The sequence below is a fragment of the Rhodococcus sp. CH91 genome (genome assembly GCF_022554085.1).
Lineage (GTDB): Bacteria > Actinomycetota > Actinomycetes > Mycobacteriales > Mycobacteriaceae > Rhodococcus.
This window is the reverse complement of record NZ_JAKFYR010000003.1, coordinates 381,032-399,828: the sequence shown is the minus strand read 5'-3', so window position 1 is coordinate 399,828 and position 18,797 is coordinate 381,032. Positions and strand designations below refer to the sequence as shown.

The 18,797-nt window shown below is 67.5% G+C and carries 19 protein-coding genes; 17 read left to right on the top strand and 2 right to left on the bottom strand.

The window, feature by feature from the left end; translation table 11 throughout:
• Positions 1–3: 3 nt before the first annotated feature.
• Positions 4–696 (bottom strand): NYN domain-containing protein, encoded by a 693-nt coding sequence (locus MOM01_RS08525; protein ID WP_241384969.1) that lies wholly within the window; start codon positions 694–696, stop codon positions 4–6.
• The gene (trmB, locus tag MOM01_RS08520; RefSeq protein ID WP_241385124.1) at positions 693–1,475 is read right to left on the bottom strand and encodes a tRNA (guanosine(46)-N7)-methyltransferase TrmB; all 783 of its coding nucleotides are present in this window, start codon (positions 1,473–1,475) and stop codon (positions 693–695) included. The genes MOM01_RS08525 and trmB overlap by 4 nt, the downstream gene beginning before the upstream one ends.
• A gap of 99 nt (positions 1,476–1,574) precedes the next feature.
• Between trmB and MOM01_RS08515 the strand changes: the two genes are divergently transcribed.
• The 17 genes from MOM01_RS08515 (at position 1,575) to MOM01_RS08435 (ending at position 18,775) form a co-directional block, all read left to right on the top strand.
• Positions 1,575–2,210, top strand: a complete 636-nt coding sequence (locus MOM01_RS08515; RefSeq protein ID WP_241384968.1) for a hypothetical protein — start codon at positions 1,575–1,577, stop codon at positions 2,208–2,210.
• Between the two features lie 50 nt (positions 2,211–2,260).
• A complete protein-coding gene (locus MOM01_RS08510; protein WP_241384967.1) occupies positions 2,261–3,583 on the top strand; it encodes a hypothetical protein in 1,323 nt (440 codons plus the stop codon).
• Between the two features lie 35 nt (positions 3,584–3,618).
• Entirely contained in the window at positions 3,619–3,990 is a 372-nt protein-coding gene (locus tag MOM01_RS08505; RefSeq protein WP_241384966.1) for a DUF6802 family protein, read from the top strand.
• Positions 3,991–4,267: 277 nt separating this feature from the next.
• Positions 4,268–6,100, top strand: a complete 1,833-nt coding sequence (locus tag MOM01_RS08500) for a phosphoenolpyruvate carboxykinase (GTP) (protein WP_241384965.1) — start codon at positions 4,268–4,270, stop codon at positions 6,098–6,100.
• A gap of 217 nt (positions 6,101–6,317) precedes the next feature.
• Positions 6,318–6,995 (top strand): cysteine hydrolase family protein, encoded by a 678-nt coding sequence (locus tag MOM01_RS08495; RefSeq protein ID WP_241384964.1) that lies wholly within the window; start codon positions 6,318–6,320, stop codon positions 6,993–6,995.
• Positions 6,992–7,918 carry a polysaccharide deacetylase family protein gene (locus tag MOM01_RS08490; RefSeq protein ID WP_241384963.1) on the top strand — a complete coding sequence of 309 codons (927 nt, stop codon included), beginning with the start codon at positions 6,992–6,994 and terminating at the stop codon, positions 7,916–7,918. Before MOM01_RS08495 ends, MOM01_RS08490 begins: the two co-directional genes overlap by 4 nt.
• A complete protein-coding gene (locus tag MOM01_RS08485) occupies positions 7,915–8,847 on the top strand; it encodes a hypothetical protein (protein ID WP_241384962.1) in 933 nt (310 codons plus the stop codon). The genes MOM01_RS08490 and MOM01_RS08485 overlap by 4 nt, the downstream gene beginning before the upstream one ends.
• A complete protein-coding gene (locus tag MOM01_RS08480) occupies positions 8,736–10,283 on the top strand; it encodes an MFS transporter (RefSeq protein ID WP_277609463.1) in 1,548 nt (515 codons plus the stop codon). The genes MOM01_RS08485 and MOM01_RS08480 overlap by 112 nt, the downstream gene beginning before the upstream one ends.
• Positions 10,284–10,415: 132 nt before the next feature.
• Entirely contained in the window at positions 10,416–11,492 is a 1,077-nt protein-coding gene (locus tag MOM01_RS23310) for a class I SAM-dependent methyltransferase (protein WP_241384960.1), read from the top strand.
• Positions 11,489–11,794: a hypothetical protein gene (locus MOM01_RS08470; protein ID WP_241384959.1), complete on the top strand. Its 306-nt coding sequence runs from the start codon at positions 11,489–11,491 to the stop codon at positions 11,792–11,794. The genes MOM01_RS23310 and MOM01_RS08470 overlap by 4 nt, the downstream gene beginning before the upstream one ends.
• A 40-nt stretch (positions 11,795–11,834) precedes the next feature.
• Positions 11,835–13,376 carry an ABC transporter substrate-binding protein gene (locus tag MOM01_RS08465; protein WP_241384958.1) on the top strand — a complete coding sequence of 514 codons (1,542 nt, stop codon included), beginning with the start codon at positions 11,835–11,837 and terminating at the stop codon, positions 13,374–13,376.
• A 34-nt stretch (positions 13,377–13,410) separates the two neighbouring features.
• Positions 13,411–14,502 carry a class I SAM-dependent methyltransferase gene (locus MOM01_RS08460; protein ID WP_241384957.1) on the top strand — a complete coding sequence of 364 codons (1,092 nt, stop codon included), beginning with the start codon at positions 13,411–13,413 and terminating at the stop codon, positions 14,500–14,502.
• Between the two features lie 2 nt (positions 14,503–14,504).
• Positions 14,505–15,572: an ABC transporter ATP-binding protein gene (locus tag MOM01_RS08455; protein ID WP_241384956.1), complete on the top strand. Its 1,068-nt coding sequence runs from the start codon at positions 14,505–14,507 to the stop codon at positions 15,570–15,572.
• The gene (locus MOM01_RS08450) at positions 15,569–16,612 is read left to right on the top strand and encodes an ABC transporter ATP-binding protein (RefSeq protein ID WP_241384955.1); all 1,044 of its coding nucleotides are present in this window, start codon (positions 15,569–15,571) and stop codon (positions 16,610–16,612) included. The genes MOM01_RS08455 and MOM01_RS08450 overlap by 4 nt, the downstream gene beginning before the upstream one ends.
• 10 nt (positions 16,613–16,622) lie before the next feature.
• On the top strand, positions 16,623–16,907 hold the full coding sequence (locus tag MOM01_RS08445; RefSeq protein WP_241384954.1) for a hypothetical protein: 285 nt from the start codon (positions 16,623–16,625) through the stop codon (positions 16,905–16,907).
• A gap of 6 nt (positions 16,908–16,913) precedes the next feature.
• Entirely contained in the window at positions 16,914–17,840 is a 927-nt protein-coding gene (locus tag MOM01_RS08440; RefSeq protein ID WP_241384953.1) for an ABC transporter permease, read from the top strand.
• A 47-nt stretch (positions 17,841–17,887) separates the two neighbouring features.
• Complete coding sequence (locus tag MOM01_RS08435) at positions 17,888–18,775, top strand: ABC transporter permease (protein ID WP_241384952.1); 888 nt, start codon at positions 17,888–17,890, stop codon at positions 18,773–18,775.
• Positions 18,776–18,797 lie beyond the last annotated feature (22 nt).

Below are 18,797 nucleotides of genomic sequence, written 5' to 3'. Positions count from 1 at the left end.
CTCCTATTCGGCGACGCTCTTGCGCCCCACGAGGAGAGCAGAAAGCGGTCGGAACGGCTGCAGCCAGGCGCCCTCGTCGGGCAGCGATTCCAGGCTGACGCGGGGCAGCGGTTCGCGGAACACACCGGGGATGTCCTCGAGATCGAGGAAGTCGATGATCTCGGAGGTCACCGCCCAGCTCGCGTGCTCACGGAAGCCGAGCACCTGGGTGGCCACACCCTCACGAGCGAGGTGCTCGAGAGGCTCGCGGAAGGCCTGCCCGTCGGCGGAGGCGACCATCACACCGGCGAGGCCCTCCCGGTGCCTGAGCTCGATGTGACGCAGCATGTCGGAGTCGACATCGCTGTCCTCGTCGATCTTCGGCTTGGCGAAGACCGCGAAACCCACATTACGCAGTGCCTCGACCCAGGGGCGCACGACGTCCGCACTGCCCGGCGCGATGTTGGTGAACACCGTCGCCTCGGGTTCGAGGGGTGCGGAGTGCTGCCGCGACAGTTCGGCGGTGCGCCCGAGCAGCCAGCGGCCGAGAGCATCGAAGCGGGGGCGGTAGGCCGCGGTGGGCCGGCCGCCGAGGATCGCGCCGAGTCCCATGTCGAGGTTCGGGGCGTCCCAGACGAGCAGGACTTTTCGGGTCGGCGCGACGCCCTCGCTTGCGGTGGGGTCGGTCACGCCGGAGAGCTCTTCGTCGACACTCATGCTCCGATCTTCCCCCAGACGAACTCGTTGATCGCGCTACCCACCTGGTGAGCCTTGTCCTCGAACTTCGTGACGGGCCGTTCGAGGCTGATCGGCGGGACGCCGGAGAACCGGGCGAGCCGGGGTTCGGCGTCGCCCACCTCGGCGATGGCTTCGGCGTAGTCGGCGTGGTCGGTGGCCACGTGCAGCACTCCGCCGGGCTTCAACCGGTCGGCGATCAACGCGAACGTCGGGGCCTGCAGGAGCCGGCGCTTGTGGTGGCGGGCCTTGGGCCACGGATCCGGGAAGAACACGCGTACCCCGGTCAGCGACTCGGAGGTCAGCATCTTCTCGAGTACCTCGACGGCGTCGCCGCGCAGGATCCGCAGATTCGTGACGGGTGTGTCGCTGTCGTAGGTGCGTTCGACGGCCTGCAGGGTCTGCGCGATGCCCGGCTTGTAGACCTCCACCGCGATGAGGTCGATGTTCGGCTCGGCCTGGGCCATCGCGACCGCCGCGGTGCCCGTTCCGGAACCGATCTCGAGTACGAGCGGGGCCGACCGGCCGAACCATGCGTCGACGTCGAGCGGCTCGTCGCCGACCTCCTTGCCGAGCTCGGGCCAGCGGCGGTCCCAGCTCTGCTGCTGGGGGTCGGTCAGCGACCCACGGCGGGACCGGAAACTCGTCACCCTGGGGTACAGGCGGTTCCCGCGGGTCGGGCGCTCGTCGAGCGTCTCGGTGGTGTGCTGATCGGCTTCGTTCACCCGACCATTGTCGCGTATCTCCCGGGTGTGTGGCAGGAGTGACTCGAGTGACCACAGTGTTTTCTCAGGGAAGCACTCGTCCGTCTGCCGGCCGGGAGCATCTCTGCCACAATCTCCGGCGACGATCGGGGGATCATGACGGGGGATCTGTGGCATCGCCTCGCCGCGGAGGCCGAACAACTCGACGCGCAGGCGGGGCGGGAACTGCGCAGGGCGCTGGCCCGGCATGCGGCTCCGCTCCGGGTGCAGGTGGCGGGTCGCGCGGGAATCGGCCGCGAGGCCGTCGAAGACGGTGTGCGGCGGGCCCTGTCTCGCGACAAGGCGCTGTCCCCCGACGACAGTGCCGGTCATCTCGTGCTCGGCGTGCCGGTGGACACACCCGATGGTCCCGAACCGGTGCTCGATGCCGACGTCGTGGTCTACGTCGTGCCTCGGCGTCTCGACCCGTCCGTCGCGCATCCGGCCGACCGTGCCGTGCTCACCGCCGTCGACCGGCGGCGCGTCGTTCTCGTGGTGGCGGGGGAGGCAGACCCCGCCGAGTGCGCCGCCGTCGCCCTCGGGATGGGAGCAGCTCAGGAACGAGCGGTCGCGGCGGGTGACGAGCACGCCGTCGCGGACGCGGTCGCGGTGTGCGCCGCAACCGCCCGCGAACTGCGCGACGAGCAACTCACCCGTACCGCCGCCGGTGTCGCGGCCGTCCCCCGGGTGCGCGAACTCGTCGAACACGTCCTCGACCTCGTCGGCTCGACCGATGCCGCGGGCGCCCGGTGAACGGGGCCGACGACGTCCTGCGGCGATGGCACCCCCACGGGTGGAGGCGGTTGCACGAACCACCGGCGACCACCGTGCGGGTCGTCGGTGTGCCCGGTTCCGGCGCGGACGAGCTGGAGTCGGAACTGCGCGAACTCGGTGGTGTCGAGATCGGGAGCGACGGTCCGGCTGCCGCCGTCGCGCTGGTCGTGCTCGAGTCCTGTGCGCCGGCCGGACGGACCGAGCTCGACCTGATCCGTCGTGCTGCCGCCGAGGCGACCGAGGTGATCTGTGCGCTCACGGGCATCGAGAGCTGTCCCGGTTGGCGTGCGGTCCGCGATGCCGACATCGAGATCCTGCACCGCTACGCACCCTGGCTGACGCGGGTCGTGGTCCTGCCCGTCTCCTCGGCATCGGCCCGGCAAGCACGGGAGTCCGGAAGCGGGGAGGGGGCGCAGGAGACCCTCCGGCAGACGTGTCCGGCCGAGTCCGGCATCGTCGACCTGCGGGATGCGCTCGTCGCTGCCGTCCGGTCCGCGGGCGACCCGCGACGAGCGCGCGCAGCGGTGGTCGCCGCCACCGGTCCGATGATCCGAGAGGAGATCGAACACCTCGGCCGAGAACACGACGAGGGGGACCTGCTCGCCGAACGCGCACGACTCGCCGCCGCCCGACCTACGACTGCCTCGGGGCCCGACCTGCGCCGACTGCAGGTGACGCTGGTGCAGGACCTCGCGATGCGCTCGCGGGCGGCGTCCGCCGCCGCGCTGGAGGCGCTCGACTCCCATGGTGTCGACGCGGCCGCCGGGACGATCGACGTCCACGTCGGCGACCTGCGTGCGCGGCTCGCCGACGCGATGGCCGGGACCTCCCCGGACGCCGTCGTTCCGGAGGTCGCGCGGACACCCTGTCCCGCCGCGGGCCCACGCTCACTGGAGGACACGCTGACGCTGGTCTTCGGCGCCTCGGCAGGTGCAGGGCTCGGCCGGTTGATCGCGACCCCGTTCGGGGGTCTGCCGGGGTGGATGCCGCTGGTGATCGCGGTGATGTGTGCGGTTCCGGCCGCGGGCTGGCTGGTGCACATCCGACGGCGCATCGCGTACCGGGAGCGGATGCGCCGGTGGATCACCGACGAGCTCGCCGCCGTGCGCGCGGAGCTCGACACGTGGATCCGTACCCGGATCCACGAAGCGGAACTGCAGTTCGCTGCCGCTTCTGCCGCAGCCCGCGACCGGCACGCGATCCGTCTGCGTGAGCGTGTGGCGTCGATCGACGCCGAGATCGCGCGTCACCGTGGGGAGCGACGCGCACGGATCGCCGCCTGCGAACGCGACCTCGCAGCACTCGGACGGCCGGCGGAACCGCGGGGCAGCGGCGCGCGTCGAACCGGATAGGACGATCCGCGGGGGCCGGGTCGGAAAGGGGAACGATGGCCGAACTCGCCGACACCGGGCCGGGTGGGGCGCTCACTCCGTTCGACCAGGCAGTACTCGATCCGTCCGAGGTGGCGGCGTGGGCCGACGCCTTCGACCCCACGACCGATCTCGACGGCGACGGTGTCGCCGAGACGGTCGTGCTCGACGGGGACCCGTGGGGATCACCCGACGGCCGGGGCGAAGGGCTCGTCGTCGCGACCGATACCGATCTCGACGGGAACAGCGACCGCCTGTCGGTGATCGCGGACGACGGCGCTTACGGCGTGTGGGAATTCTCGCGCGAGCCGGACGGATCGGGTCGATGGAGCCGTGTGGACACAGGTAGCCTGGAATACGACATACACCACGGAGACGAATCGAAGTGATTCATATCCGACTGCGCGGCAGGGGGAGGGGACGGTATTGTGCGCACGCTCTGAATCGTTTCTGTGATATTTCCGACCGGCCCCGAGTGACGCCGGTCGGACTTCCGACGTTAACCTCTATGAACAGGACATCCGGCGCCTACTTCGCCGTCCGGCACAGACGAAGTAGGTGGTACCCCTGCCGAGAGGGGAAAGCCCGGATCTGCCACTGCCTGCACCCCACGAAGTGCAGGTCGGAGGCGGGATCCGGTTCCGGGCACACCCCAGGAGAGTTTTGATGACCTCAGCGACCATTCCCGGTTTGAACGGTACCGACGACAAGCTTCCGACCCAGCACGCCGAGTTGCTTGCCTGGGTCCAGGAGATTGCCGAGCTCACCCAGCCCGATCGCGTCGTATGGGCCGACGGTTCCGACGAGGAATGGGACCGTCTGACCTCTCTGCTGGTGGAGTCCGGCACCTTCACCCGTCTGAACGACGAGAAGAAGCCCAATTCCTTCCTCGCGAACTCCGATCCTTCCGACGTCGCGCGTGTCGAGTCGCGTACCTTCATCTGCTCGGAGAACGAGATCGATGCGGGACCCACCAACAACTGGGTCGCCCCGACCGAGATGCGTTCGACGATGACCGAGCTGTACCGCGGCAGCATGCGCGGACGCACGATGTACGTGGTGCCGTTCTGCATGGGCCCCCTCGGCGCCGACGATCCGAAGCTCGGTGTGGAGCTCACCGACTCGGAGTACGTCGTCGTCTCGATGCGCATCATGACCCGGATGGGTACCGCCGCTCTCGAGAAGCTCGGCACCGACCGTCCGTTCGTCAAGGCGCTGCACTCGGTGGGCGCGCCCCTCGCCGAAGGCCAGGCGGATGTCCCGTGGCCGTGCAACGACACCAAGTACATCAGCCACTTCCCCGAAGCCCGCGAGATCTGGAGCTTCGGCTCGGGCTACGGCGGCAACGCCCTGCTGGGCAAGAAGTGCTACTCGCTGCGTATCGCCTCGGCGATGGCCCACGACGAGGGCTGGCTCGCCGAGCACATGCTGATCCTCAAGCTGATCTCGCCCGAGGAGAAGGCCTACTACGTCGCCGCGGCGTTCCCGTCGGCATGTGGCAAGACCAACCTCGCGATGATCCAGCCCACCATCCCCGGCTGGCGTGCCGAGACCCTCGGCGACGACATCGCATGGATGCGCTTCGGTGAGGACGGCCGTCTCTACGCCGTCAACCCGGAATTCGGCTTCTTCGGTGTGGCACCGGGCACCAGCGCGGATTCGAACCCGAACGCGATGGCCACCATCGAGGCCGGCAACACCATCTACACCAACGTCGCGAAGACCGACGACGGTGACATCTGGTGGGAGGGCATCGGCGGCGAAACCCCGGCGCACCTGACCGACTGGCTGGGCAACGACTGGACCCCGGAGTCCGGCACCAACGCCGCTCACCCGAACTCGCGGTACTGCACCCCGATGTCGCAGTGCCCGATCCTCGCCCCCGAGTGGGACGACCCGCAGGGTGTGCCGATCTCGGCGATCCTGTTCGGTGGACGTCGCAAGACCACCGTGCCGCTCGTCAGCCAGTCCTTCGACTGGCAGCACGGCACCTTCCTCGGCGCGACCCTGTCGTCCGAGCAGACCGCTGCGGCCGAGGGCAAGGTCGGCAGCGTCCGTCGCGACCCGATGGCGATGCTGCCGTTCCTCGGCTACAACGCCGGCGACTACCTGAATCACTGGATCACCCTCGGCAAGAACGCCGACGAGACCAAGCTGCCGAAGATCTTCTACGTCAACTGGTTCCGTCGTGGCGACGACGGCCGCTTCCTGTGGCCGGGCTTCGGCGAGAACTCGCGCGTGCTCAAGTGGATCGTCGACCGTATCGAGAACAAGGCCGGCGCGCAGAGCACGCCGATCGGCTTCGTTCCGACGGCCGAGGACCTCACGCTCGACGGTCTCGATGTCGATCCCGCCGACGTCGACGAGGCCTTGAAGGTCGACGTCGAGGAGTGGAAGGCCGAGATCGACGGTATCGCCGAGTGGTTCGAGTTCCTCGGTGAGAAGGTTCCGTCCGGCATCCGCGACGAGTTCGAGGCATTGAAGCAGCGCCTGGGCTGAGCCCCGGCCCGAGCACCCCGTGTGCCGCCTCCGATTCCGGTCGGGGGCGGCACACGTGTTTCCGGAGATCGATCGGATTTCCACAATGTGGATGAATTTGTCTGACAAGTGCCATATTGCGATTACTTGTAACAATTGATTCACATTATGGATTCACGATTCCCGCATGATGGTTTCGCGAGCGTGACGCTCGGACAGCCACAGATGCGAGGAAATCATGACCGTCGATTGGAACGAAGAAGTAGCCGGCATCCGTGCCCTGCGCGCAGCGAGGACCCGGATCGGACCCGGTGAGAACCCGGCCGTCGTCGTAGTGGACTTCCAGAAGGCGTTCACTCAGCACGAGAAGTGCGGATCCACCGCGCTCGACGCCGTCACCCACACTGCCGAACTGCTCGACGCGGCCCGTGCAGCGAATGTGCCCGTGGTCTTCCTCGTGGTGATCCTCGATTCCCTGGACGATCGGATGCTCGCACAGCGAGTGCGGTCGAGCCTGACCGAGGTGTGCGAGCGGGGCAATCCCTGGACCGAGATGCACCCGCTGCTCCCGGTCTCCGAGACCGACCACGTCGTCGAGAAGACGGTGGCGAGCGGCTTCTACGAGACCCGGCTCCACGATCTGCTGCAGTCGCTCGGTGTCGACGAGATCATCGTGACCGGCACCAGCACGAGCGGCTGCGTCCGGGCCACCGTGGTCGACGCCGCCTACCGGAACTACCGGGTGAGCGTCGTCGAGGAGTGCGTCGACGACTTCCGCACCCTGTCCGGCGAGGTGGCCCTGTGGGACATGCAGGACCGCTACGCCGACATCGTGACCAAGGACGAGACGATGGAGCGCCTCGCAGCGCTGGCCCGGGCACGCGCCGCGCACGCCGTCACGGGACGATCGTCGTGATCTCGTCCAACGAACGTCTCGTCTACAGTCCCATCATCGACAGGCCGCGTGTCACCTGGCCGGGCGGGAAGACCGTCGCCGTCTGGCACGCCCCCAACGTCGAGCACTACGACTTCGTCGCGCCCGGCGGGGGCGGGCCCACCGGTCGCGCGCTCAGCCCCGATCCCCAGCACTACTTCCACCGGGAATTCGGTAACCGCGTGGGTTTCTGGCGCATGTTGCGCGCGATCGACGAATACGAGATCCCCTCCACTGCCTCGCTCTCGCTGGTGATCCTCGAGGAGTTCCCCGAGATCCGGGATGCGATGGCGCAGAGGAACTGGGAGATCATGAGCCACGGCATCTCCAATCTGCGACCGCTGTTCGGTCTCGACGCCGAGCAGGAGAGCGAGTTCTACCGGCTCAACCAGGCTCTCGCGCAGAAGTATTGGGGAAAACCCATCAAAGGCATGCTCGGCCCTCGGGTTTCGGGTACCGATGCCACCTGCGATCTCATGGCCGAGCACGGGATGATCTACCACGCGGACTGGATCCACGACGAGCAACCACGGCCGCTGCGGACGTCCGGCGACCGCAAACTGGTGTCGATCCCGTACAGCTTCATGCTCAACGACTTCCCGATCGTCACCACGCGCAACCACACCGGGCGGTTCTTCGCCGATCAGGCCAAGGCTCAGGTGAGCCGCCTGCTGCGCGATGCCGAGGAGGACGGTCAGGCGCGCGTGACATGTGTCGCCACCCATCCGTTCGTCTCGGGGCAACCGCACATGATCCGGTACATCGAGGAGATCTTCGATTATCTGCGCAGCGATCCGCGAATCTGGATCGCCACCGCCGAGGAGATCAGCGAGTACTACATCGAACACTTCTACGACGAGCAGGTCGCACACGCCGCCGCTCGTGCCGGCGAGGTTCCCGCATGACGACATCGAACGCTGCAAAACTGATCGACAATCCTTCCGACGCCGTGGTTTTCGCCCCGGACGTCACGATCACCCACGACGGCTTCCGGCCGCCGCTCGAACTGCCTCCGGGTAAGAAGCTGGCGGTGGGTCTCGTGCTCCACGCGCCGTACTATCAGGACACGCTCGGGTCGGGCGATTTCGGCCCCGGATACATCGCCGGGGGTGTGGGCCGCGAAGCGAATCCCCCGAAAGGTCAGGTGGCCCGGCTGTCCCAGTGGGATTTCGGGCTCACGGTCGGAATCTTCCGGCTGCTGTCCATCGCGGAGAAGCACGGCGTCCCGGCCGCGGTCGCACTCGACGAGTACGGAGTGAGCCGGATGCCGGGACTGGCGCGCGCCGTCGCACCACGTGCCGCCGAGATCGTCTGCCGCGGCCGTGCTGCGACTCTCGTGCTGAGTCCGCAGATGACCGAGGAGCAGGAGCGGACCTACATCCGGGAATCGAAGGCGGCCGTCGAAACCGCCGTCGGTTCGGCCGTGACCGGATGGTTCTCCCCGGAACGCTGTCAGTCACAGAGGACTCCGCGACTGCTCGCCGAGGAAGGATTCGCCTGGTTCGGCGACTGGCCCGCCGACGAACGGCCCGTCCCGCTCGAAGGTGGCGCGACCGGACTCACGGCGGTGCCACTCGGTCTGGAGACCGAGGACATGTTCGCGATGTACACGCGGAACCTGCCGTACCTGTCGTACGAGGAACTCGTCCACGACACGGTCGACCGACTCGTCGCCGATGCGGATATCGTCGGCGGCAGGTTCCTCGGACTGAACTGGTTCGGCTGGGTTCTCGGTCAGGCCTGTTACGCCGACGTCGCCGATCGCCTGCTCGGCGAGCTCGCCGCACGCGACGAGGTGCTGTTCCTGACCCCCGCACAGGCGGCGGAGCTCTGAGCGCCCCGGCAACGGGGCGAGCAGCGACACGAGCGGCGGGGCAGGGGGAGTCCCTGCCCCGTTCGCTTGCGTTCGCGCTCGGCTCGGGAACGGTACTGCAAGGGTTCAACTCCGCTCTCATCGCGGTGGCGCTGGTGTCCATCGCACAACATTTCGGTGATTCGTCGTCGTTACCGTGGTTGATCTCGTCGATGTACATCGCCGCAGCGGTCGGGGCTCCGGTCGCCGGCCGTCTCTGCGATGTCTTCGGTGCACGTCGCGTCTATCTCTGGGGTCTGGCGATCGTTGCGGTCGCCACCCTCGCCGGGCCGTTCATGCCGTCGACGGGGTGGCTGATCGCGGATCGGGTGCTGTTGGGACTCGGCTCGTCCGCCCAGTTCCCGGCCGCGATGGCACTCGTCCGCCGGATCGCGGCCGAACGGAAGGCCGCGCCGGCCTCCGCGCTGGGCGTGATCGCGGTGTGCGGTCAGACCAGCGCCGCCCTCGGGCCGGCACTCGGCGGCCTCGTGGTCGCGGGGATGGGATGGCAGGGGATCTTCTGGATCAACGTTCCCCTGCTTCTGAATTCGGTGTGGTGGGTGTGGTCGACGGTGCCTCCGGATCCGCCGCGGACCGACCGGCCCGGCATCGCACGTACGCTGCGCGAGCTGGACCCACTCGGTGTACTGCTGTTCGTCGCCACCCTGGTGAGCATGCTGGTGTTCCTGATCGAACTTCCCGGGCGCGCCCTCTGGCCGCTGCTGGTGGTGACGATCGCGGCGGCCGGGGCGTTCGTCCTGCGGGAGTGGTACGCCCGCACGCCTTTCGTCGATGTCCGGCTCCTGGTCGGATATCCGGCGCTGTCCCTGACGTGTCTGCGGGGCATGGCCACCTTCACCGCCTTCTATTGCGTGTTCTACGGAATGCCCGTGTGGTTCGAGGCCGGTCGCGGTCTCGGCCCTCTGGTGTCGGGCCTGCTCATGTTTCCGGTCTTCGGGGTCGGGGTGCTCGGGACGATGGCCGCGACGAGGTTGTCGAAACGCCTGTCGCCGCGGTGGTTGCTGCTCATCGGGTCCACCGCACTCCTCGTCGCCGGTGCGATGATGGCCGGCGTGCTCGATGCGGAAAGCCCGATCTGGCTGCTCGTGCTGGTCGGCGTCCTGCTCGGAATACCGAACGGTTTCAACAATCTCGGCAATCAGCTCAGTCTGCACGAATCCGTCCCGACCTCCCATGCCGGAAGTATCAGCGGGGTGTATCGCACCGCGCAGTTCGTCGGGGCGAACTTCTCCGCGGTGATCGTCGCGTTCACCATGGACGCCGGTTCCGGTGACGGTGCCACAGGTCTGTCGCTGACCGCTCTGGGCCTGGTGGTGGGGGGAACAGGGTGCGCTCTGTGCATCGGCAACGTGGTCGCGCTCGGGCTCGGCAGACTCCGCTCACCGAATCCGGTGTGACCTGCGCAAAAGCAGTTATTGCGTAGAAGTAAACATTAAGTCTCGGATGTTCGTCTCTGCCATATAGTGCGGTAGAACTATCCACATAGCGGCAATCAGGTCCGCAGCATCATTCTCGTTCGGAGGAACCCAGTGGATATTCGGCTTCGGCAAGCCCATCGGGCAGGCCTGGAATTCCTCGGCTCCACACAGAAATTCAGCGGTGGCGTCCTTCAGGCGACCGCGCGGCGCGAGTACGACGAGGCGGTGCCGGTGCCCCCGACCGCTCTCGACGAACGCAGGGCCTCGGTGGCGCAGGTACTCGCCGACTCGCCGGCGTGGGCGTTCGACCGATTCCTCACCCGGTGGGTGGCCGAGGAAGTGTACGTACGCGCACTTCCCGCGGTGGAGAGCATCCGTCCCACCGTCGAGGCGTGGCTCGCTTCGCCGCCGCCGGGCCGGCAACTCGTCGAGGACCCCGACGTCGTACCACCGCAATACTGGGAGAACGAATTCCACCTCACGCCGGGAGGATGGAACGGGCACGACCTCATGGGCCCGGCCATCACCGAGCTCGTCTTCCACTACGTTCTCGTCCCGGGTGGCGTCGGCGCGGTCCGGACGGGTCAGGCGCGCAAGGACCACCGGGCCACCGTCGCAAGGGCCGCGCATCGCGAGTCCTACCGTCACATCGTCGAATTCGGCGCCTCCAGCGGGCGTTACACCTTCGCCCTGACGAAGGCCTATCCGGGATCACCCGTGACGGCAGTCGATCTCGCTGTGAGCTCGTTGCGCCACGGGATCGCCACCGCGCAGGCCCGGGGCATCGAGGGCATCGAGTGGCGGCACGCCGACATCGAGCACACCGGACTCCCCGACGGCACAGCCGATCTCGTCACCATGTTCTCGCTCTTCCACGAGGTCCCCGACGCCGGGGCCGAGGCCATCCTCGCCGAGGCGTTCCGCCTGCTCGAGCCGGGTGGTGAATTCCTGCTCGGCGAGGTCGCGCCCTACGACCGGCACTCGGCCTTCGACGCCGTGGTCCTCGACTGGGAGACCGAGAACCGGGGTGAACCGTACTGGCGTGAAGCTCTGGGCCGGGATCTCGTGGGAATGCTCGAGCGAGCCGGATTCGTCGACGTGACCTCCTACGGTGCCGACGGAGGTGTCTTCCCGTGGATCACCCACGCCGTCAAACCCGACCGACCGCAACAGGATCGAACGACATGACAGTCAATCCCGCCGCTCCCCGACCGAACTACCTCCCCGAGGACCGCCTCGACGATCTCGCCCGCGTCGTCTCGGAGCTCACCTCGCAGCTCTGGATTCTCAAGGACCGCACCATCGTTCTGGAGAAGATGCTCGCCGAGGCCGGAGTCGTCGACCCGGCCCGGCTCGACGGGTACCTGCCCGATGCCGAGACAGCTGCAGTGCTCGCCACCGAACGCGATGCGTACGTCTCCCGTGTCTTCGGTGCCGTCCTCGACCATCACGAACGAGTGGACCGTGCTCTCGGCAACGTCGCCGGATGACGACCCGCACCTCACCTCTCCCACCCCTCAGGAACGTGACATGACCGCTATCATCCCTGCCCCCCTCCGCCGCCGGAGGACACGCCGGATCGCCACCGCCGGAGTCTCTCTCGCTCTGTCCGCCGCGCTGCTCTCGGCGTGCGCCCCGGGTACCGATTCCGCTTCCGGTGGTGCCGCCGCGGCCGACACCATCGTCGTCGGCTCGACCATCTCGATCCGCGCGCTCAACCCCCTCGACATGCAGTACCAGACGGCCCAGTACAACGCCTTCGAATCCCTGGTGCGCATCATCGGCGGCAGCGACCCGGAGCCGGGACTGGCCACCGAATGGAACCGCGTCGACGACACCACCTGGGACTTCACGATCCGTGAGGGCGTGACCTTCCACGACGGAACGCCGCTGACGGTCGACGACGTCGTCTTCTCGTTCACCGAGATCCTCGAGGAATCCTTCGTCACGGCCAGCGTGCTCACCGGTATCGACGCCGTGACCGCGCTCGACGACGCGACGGTGCGGATCACCACCAAGGGTCCGGATGCGTTGCTGCTCAACGCGGTCGGACAGGTCTCGATCGTTCCGAAAGCTCTCTACGAACAGCTCGGACCCGACGGCTTCGCAGCTGCCCCGGTGGGTACCGGCCCCTACAGGATCGGCGAGTTCGACCTCAACACCGGCGTGATGTTCCACGCCTATGAGGGGTACTGGGGTGAGGCGCCGAAGACCCCGAACATCGACCTTCGCTACTTCAGTGATCCCACCTCGCTCGCGTCCGCCCTGGAATCCGGCCAGGTCGACGTCGCGCACCAGCTCGGTATCCAGGCGATCAAGACGGTGGGTACGAACCCGAACTTTGTTCTCACCAACGAGTTCGGTGGTAGCCAGAACATGATGCAGTTCAATTCGGTTTCCGGTCCGTTCGCCGACGAGCGCGTCCGCGAGGCGGCCAATGCGGCGATCAACATCGACGAGCTCATCGAGGCGCTGACCTACGGCGCGGGTCAGAAGGAGGACGGCCAGCTTCCGCTCGAGGTGATCAACGGGTATACCGACACGATCGCCCGTCCCGCCTACGATCCGGAGAAGGCGAAGCGTCTGCTCGCCGAGGCCGGTGCCGAAGGGGCGCAGATCAAGCTTGCCGGCCTGAGCATGTACAAGTCGCTGCTCGAAGCCGTCGGTGCACAGCTGGCGGAAGTGGGTTTCGCACCGACGGTGGAAACCCTCGAGATCGCCGTGTGGTCGCAGCAGCTGCGTGAGGGCAGCAGCGCCGACATCTTCTACAAGGGTCTGGGCTATGTCGGTATGTACGACGCGGACCGCCCGTTCTCCCAGCTCGCCCGTGGCTCCGCCCCGATGGTCGCCGATCCGGCGTGGGATGCGCTGTATCAGGCGACCCGCACCGAACTCGACGAGGACGAGCGGAGGAAGAAGATCGCCGAGGCCAGCGAGTACGTCCACGACAAGGACTTCGTCCTGTGGACCTATTCCAGCCCGAGCATCGGCGCGACGACGACCTCGATCTCCGGCATGGATTTCACCTCGGGACTGATGGTGCTGTTCGACGACGCGGTCAAGACGTCCTGACCCGCCCGTCGCCCCGATCGAGAAAGGCACAACGATGACGACCACCCGATCCATCGTCGACGACCCCGTCCCCGTCCGTACGAAGGGCGAACTCGTCGACCAGCGTGGGCGGGCCGAACTGGAATTCGTCCGTACCATCACCACCGCCTCGTCGGGTCTGCGCGCGAGGGTGAGGCGGGATCTGGAAGCCTCGGGTGTCCTGCCGGCCGTGGTCACCGACATCGCAGCGACCCGTGCGGCGGCGGATCCGATCGCCGAGGCGTCCGCCTCCTACCGCTTCTCGTCGGCAGCACGTCGATGGACCCGGACCGTCACGACACCGCGCGCGACGGCAGCCTTCGAGCGGCGTCGCAGTGTGCTCGAGCCGCTGGCCGTACCCGCCTCGGCATCGGTCACCGAAGCGGACGGGAAGACCGCACCGCGCTACTGGAACTACGAGTTCCACGGCACCACCGGCGGCTGGGACGGGCACGAGCAGATGGGGTTCGTCCACCACGAACTCGTCTACCACTACCTGCTCACCAAGGTCTACGGCGGGAACGGCGACATCTTCGCGCAACGGGCCGCATTCGCCCGCGATGCTCCGGCCGAGACGTACACCGACATCGTCGATCTCGGGTGTGGCACGGGCCAGTACACCCTGAAACTCGCGGAGGCCTATCCCGGGGCGTCGATCACGGGCGTGGACCTGTCCCGCGCGGAGCTCACCTACGCCGCGCGGCGGGCCGAGGATGCCGGAGCGACCGTGGAGTTCCGTCGTGCACCCGCGGAGGACACCGGTCTTCCCGATGCGTCCGCAGACCTGGTCACCTCGTTCATCCTGCTCCACGAGATGCCGCCGCACGCGGTCCGAGCAGTGTTCGCCGAGGCGTTCCGGCTGCTCCGCCCGGGCGGGCACGTCCACTTCGCCGACGTCGGCCGCTACGACCGTCGTCCCGCCTACCAGGCATGGAACGACGACTGGGATGCCGAACACGGCAACGAACCGTGGTGGCGCACCTCCGCGACCCTCGATCTCGTCGAGGTGGCGGAACAGGCCGGTTTCGTCGACGTCGAACAGTTCGAACTCGCACCGGGTTTCCATCCCATGGGCACCACGGCGCGCAAGCCCTCGATCCAGGAGTAAGCATGTCCCCAGTCGCCTTCGCGCCGGCCCCTCCGGCGGCAGCGGTCGAGACCGCTCCCGTGGCGCTCTCGCTGCAGGATCTCGAGGTCTACCTTCCGCGTGCCGACGACGAGCTGCAGATTCTGCACGGCGTCTCCTTCGATGTACCGAAGGGCTCGGTCGTCGCCCTCGCGGGTGAATCCGGCTCCGGGAAGTCCACCGCCGCACTGTCGGCGATGCGGCTGCTGCCCTGGGGTGCACGGGTGACGGGCCGGATCCTCGCCGACGGCCGCGACGTCGCCGCCATGAGCCGCGACGAATTGCGCCGCTTCCGCGCCGGCCACGCCCGGATCGTTCTGCAGGACCCGTGGAGCTCGTTGCATCCCATGCACTCGATCGGCGGCCAGCTCGTCGAGTCGGCGCGTTCCGCGGATCCTGCGCTGTCGAAACGGCAGGCCCGGGAGCTGTCCGTCGAGATGCTGCGCCGGGTCGGTCTGCCCGATCCGGAGTCGCGCATGACCGCCTATCCGCACGAGATGTCGGGTGGGCAGTTGCAGCGGGTCCTGATCGCGATGGCACTCGTGGCGCGGCCACAGTTGCTGCTGTGCGACGAGCCGACCACCGCGCTCGACGTCTCCACCCAGGCTCAGATTCTCGAGCTGCTGCTCGAACTGAACCGCGACATGGGGCTGACGATCGTGATCGCGACACACGACCTCGACGTCATCGCAGGCATCGCCGACCGCCTCGTCGTGATGTACGCGGGCAGAGTCGTCGAAGACGGCCCCACCGCCGAGGTGATGGCCGCGCCGCGGCATCCCTACACGTGGGCGCTCATGCAGACCGCGCCCAAGCACAACACGGGCACGCGGATGCGCACGATCGACGGGCGCCCGCCGGCCCTCGACGCCCTGCCGCCCGGGTGCGCCTTCGCGGATCGCTGCGAGTTCACCACCGAGGTGTGCCGCGAGTCGCGCCCCCGACTGGTCCTGATCGACTCGGACACCGTCCACCGCACCGCGTGTACTCGTGTCCGGTCGGAAACAGGTGGCGGTACCGCCACCGTCGATACTTCGCGGGAGGTCGTGTGATCGCCGATGATGTCGTCCTGGATCTCCAGGACGTGGTGCAGACGTTCACCGGCCCGAACGGCCACAGGATTCATGCGGTCAACGGTGTGACCCTCGCAGTGCGCCGAGGCGAAACCGTCGGGCTCGTCGGTGAATCCGGAAGTGGCAAGACCACCGTGGGACGGACGGCGCTGCGCCTGTACGACCCGACCGGCGGCCGGATCGTGTTCGAGGGCGACGACGTGACCCGGATCAGGGGTGCGGAACTGCGGAAGAAACTGCGCAGCCGCACGGCGATGGTCTTCCAGAACCCCACGACCTCGCTCAACGGCTACATGCGGCTCGGCGACATCCTGCGCGAGCCGCTGGACGTGCACAGGGTCGGGACGAAGGCGGAACGCGTGGCGAAGGTCGAGCAGATGCTCGACTCGATCGGCCTGGGCGCGGCGTATGCGTACCGCTATCCGCACGAGTTGTCCGGTGGACAACGGCAACGTGTCGGCATCGCCCGTGCTCTGATGCTCGATCCCGCCCTCATCGTCGCCGACGAACCGACGGCCTCGCTCGACGTCTCCGTCCAGGCGCAGATCGTCAACCTGCTCGAGGACATCCAGGCGGAGCGCGGCTTGTCGTACCTGTTCATCAGCCACGATCTCGCGCTGGTACGCCGCATCAGCCACCGGATCGCAGTGATGTATCTCGGTCGCATCGTCGAGATCGGCACGAGCGAGGACATCTTCACGCGCCCCCTCCACCCGTACAGCACCTCGCTCGCCTCGATGGAACTGTCGCCGGAGAACCGGATCGTCCCGCAGGGAGAGCTGCCGTCTCCCGCGAATCCCCCGACGGGATGCGCCTTCCACGGCCGGTGCCCGATCGCCCGCCCGCAGTGCTCCACCGAACGGCCGTTGCTGACGGTCGTCCCGGGCGGGGGACCGGCGGAGGAACGCGCTGTCGCCTGTCACTTCCCCGGCGAGCTGACGCTGGCGACCGAGCTGCACACGCACTCCGCCGTCGCCGCACCGCTCCCGCTCGTCCCCGCGGCCGCAGCCGCTTCCTAGGAGGTTTCTCATGCCCGGATTCGCAGCGGACGACCCCCGATATCTGGTCGCCGACACCGACGTCGAGACCGTCTACCGGATGCTGCTCGAGGTGGCATCCGAACTGTGGGTCACCCGCGACCGTTTGCTGCTGCTCGAAGGGACGCTCACCCGGCGTGGCCTGATGTCGGCGGCCGAACTCGAGGAACTCGCTTTCGACGACACCCACTCGGCTCTGCTGGAAGAGGAAAGGCAGCGGTTCGTCGGACGTCTCTTCGGGTGCGTCGAGGACGTACCCGCGACCGACGGGCGGTGATCGACGATGAAGATCGTTCGTTTCGTGATGTGGAAGCTCCTGCTGCTGGTGACCGTCATCGTCGGTGTGACGACGTTGATGTTCACCCTCACGCGACTGTCCGGCGATGCCGCCGTGCTCATGTCGCCGCCCGAGGCCTCCGACGCCGTCGTCGAGGCCACCCGTGAACGGCTGGGTCTCGACGCCCCGCTGATCGTGCAGTACGTCGATGCTCTCGTCGGCGCGTTCACCTTCGATTTCGGTACGTCCTTCGTGACGAAGGAAGCGGCGAGTGCTCTCGTCCTCGAGCGCATGGCGCCGAGCCTGTCGATCGTCGTGCCGGCGTTGCTGCTCGCGGCTCTGCTGGCCTTTGCGATCGGTACCTACGCGGCGCTGCACCAGGCGGACGTGCGGGGGCGTCTGCTCATGGCAGGTGCCTTCGTGCTCGACGGCATCCCGTACTTCCTGATCGCTCTGGTTCTCGTCCTGATCTTCGCGATCCAGCTCGGCTGGCTCCCCGCCACCGGCGGAGGAACCGCAAGCCTGATCCTGCCGATCGCGGTGCTCACCATCCAGGGATTCGCGACACTGTCGCGGCTGACCCGAGGGCAGCTCATCGACGCGCTGTCCCAGGGCCCGGTGACCATGGCGAAGTCCAAGGGACTGTCACCCCGGACGGTGCTGTTCAAACACACCGTGCCGCTGGCGGTTCCCCCGCTGATCTCCTATCTGGGCATTCTGTTCTCCTTCCTGATCGGCTCCCTGCTCATCCTCGAACCTCTGCTCAACTACGCGGGTATGGGCCAGCTCCTCGTGCGCAGCGTCAACCAGCGCGACTTCCCTGCGGTGCAGGCGTGCGTGTTCGTCATCGCCCTCCTCATCACCGTGGTGAACATCGTGATGGACACGCTCGTGCGGGTGCTCGATCCCCGTCTCCGAACGAAGGTGGCCTGATGACATCCTCTCCTGCCCCCGCATCCCCGGCTTCGACCGTGCCAGTGGTGAAGTCACCGGGCCGGATGCGCGAGATCTTCACGAAGGCGTGGAGGAATCCCACCGGAAAATTCGGTTTCCTGACACTCGGGGTGCTCGTGCTCGCAGCGCTCTTCGCGCCCCTCATCGCGCCCCACGATCCGACCGCGCAGGTTCTCACCGCTGCCGACCGGGCGCCGGCCTGGCTGGGCGGGGAAGGCGGCTACCTGTTCGGGACCGACTCGCTCGGCCGTGACGTCTTCAGCCGCATCCTCTACGGTCTGCGCCTGTCGCTGGTGATCGGCATCGTCGCCGCCACCATCAGTGCGGCGCTCGGTCTGGTCCTCGGTATCGTCGCGGGCTGGTACGAGCGGTTCGCCGGCAAGATTCTCATGCGGATGGCCGACGTACAGTTCGCCGTTCCGTTCGTCGCCGTCGGTATCGCCCTGACCGCGGTCATCGGCCCCGGCATCACGCCGCTGCTGATCATCCTGTCGGTGTGGGGATGGACGACCTACGCGCGGACCATCGCGAACTCGGTCTCCCAGATCAAGCGTCAGGACTTCGTCACCGCTGCACGAACTCTCGGTGCCTCGACGCCGCGGCTCATGTTGCGGCACGTAGCGCCGAGCGTGCTCGCCCCGGTCGTCGTGCTGTGGTCGACGAGTGCGGGCGTGCTCATCCTCGCCGAATCGGGTCTGAGTCTGCTCGGTCTCGGTGTGCAGGCGCCCGTCTTCTCCCTGGGCAGCATGCTCGCCGACAGTCAGATCGCATTGCGGTTGTCGTGGTGGTCGGTGCTCTTCCCGGGCTTGGCACTCCTGCTGATCGTATTGGCGTTCAACATGATCGGAGATGCCCTGCGCGACGCCTTCAATCCGAGTTCGGCACTCGTTCCCCGTAATCCCGAACTGGTCTGACGCGATACGGACGGACTGCGGG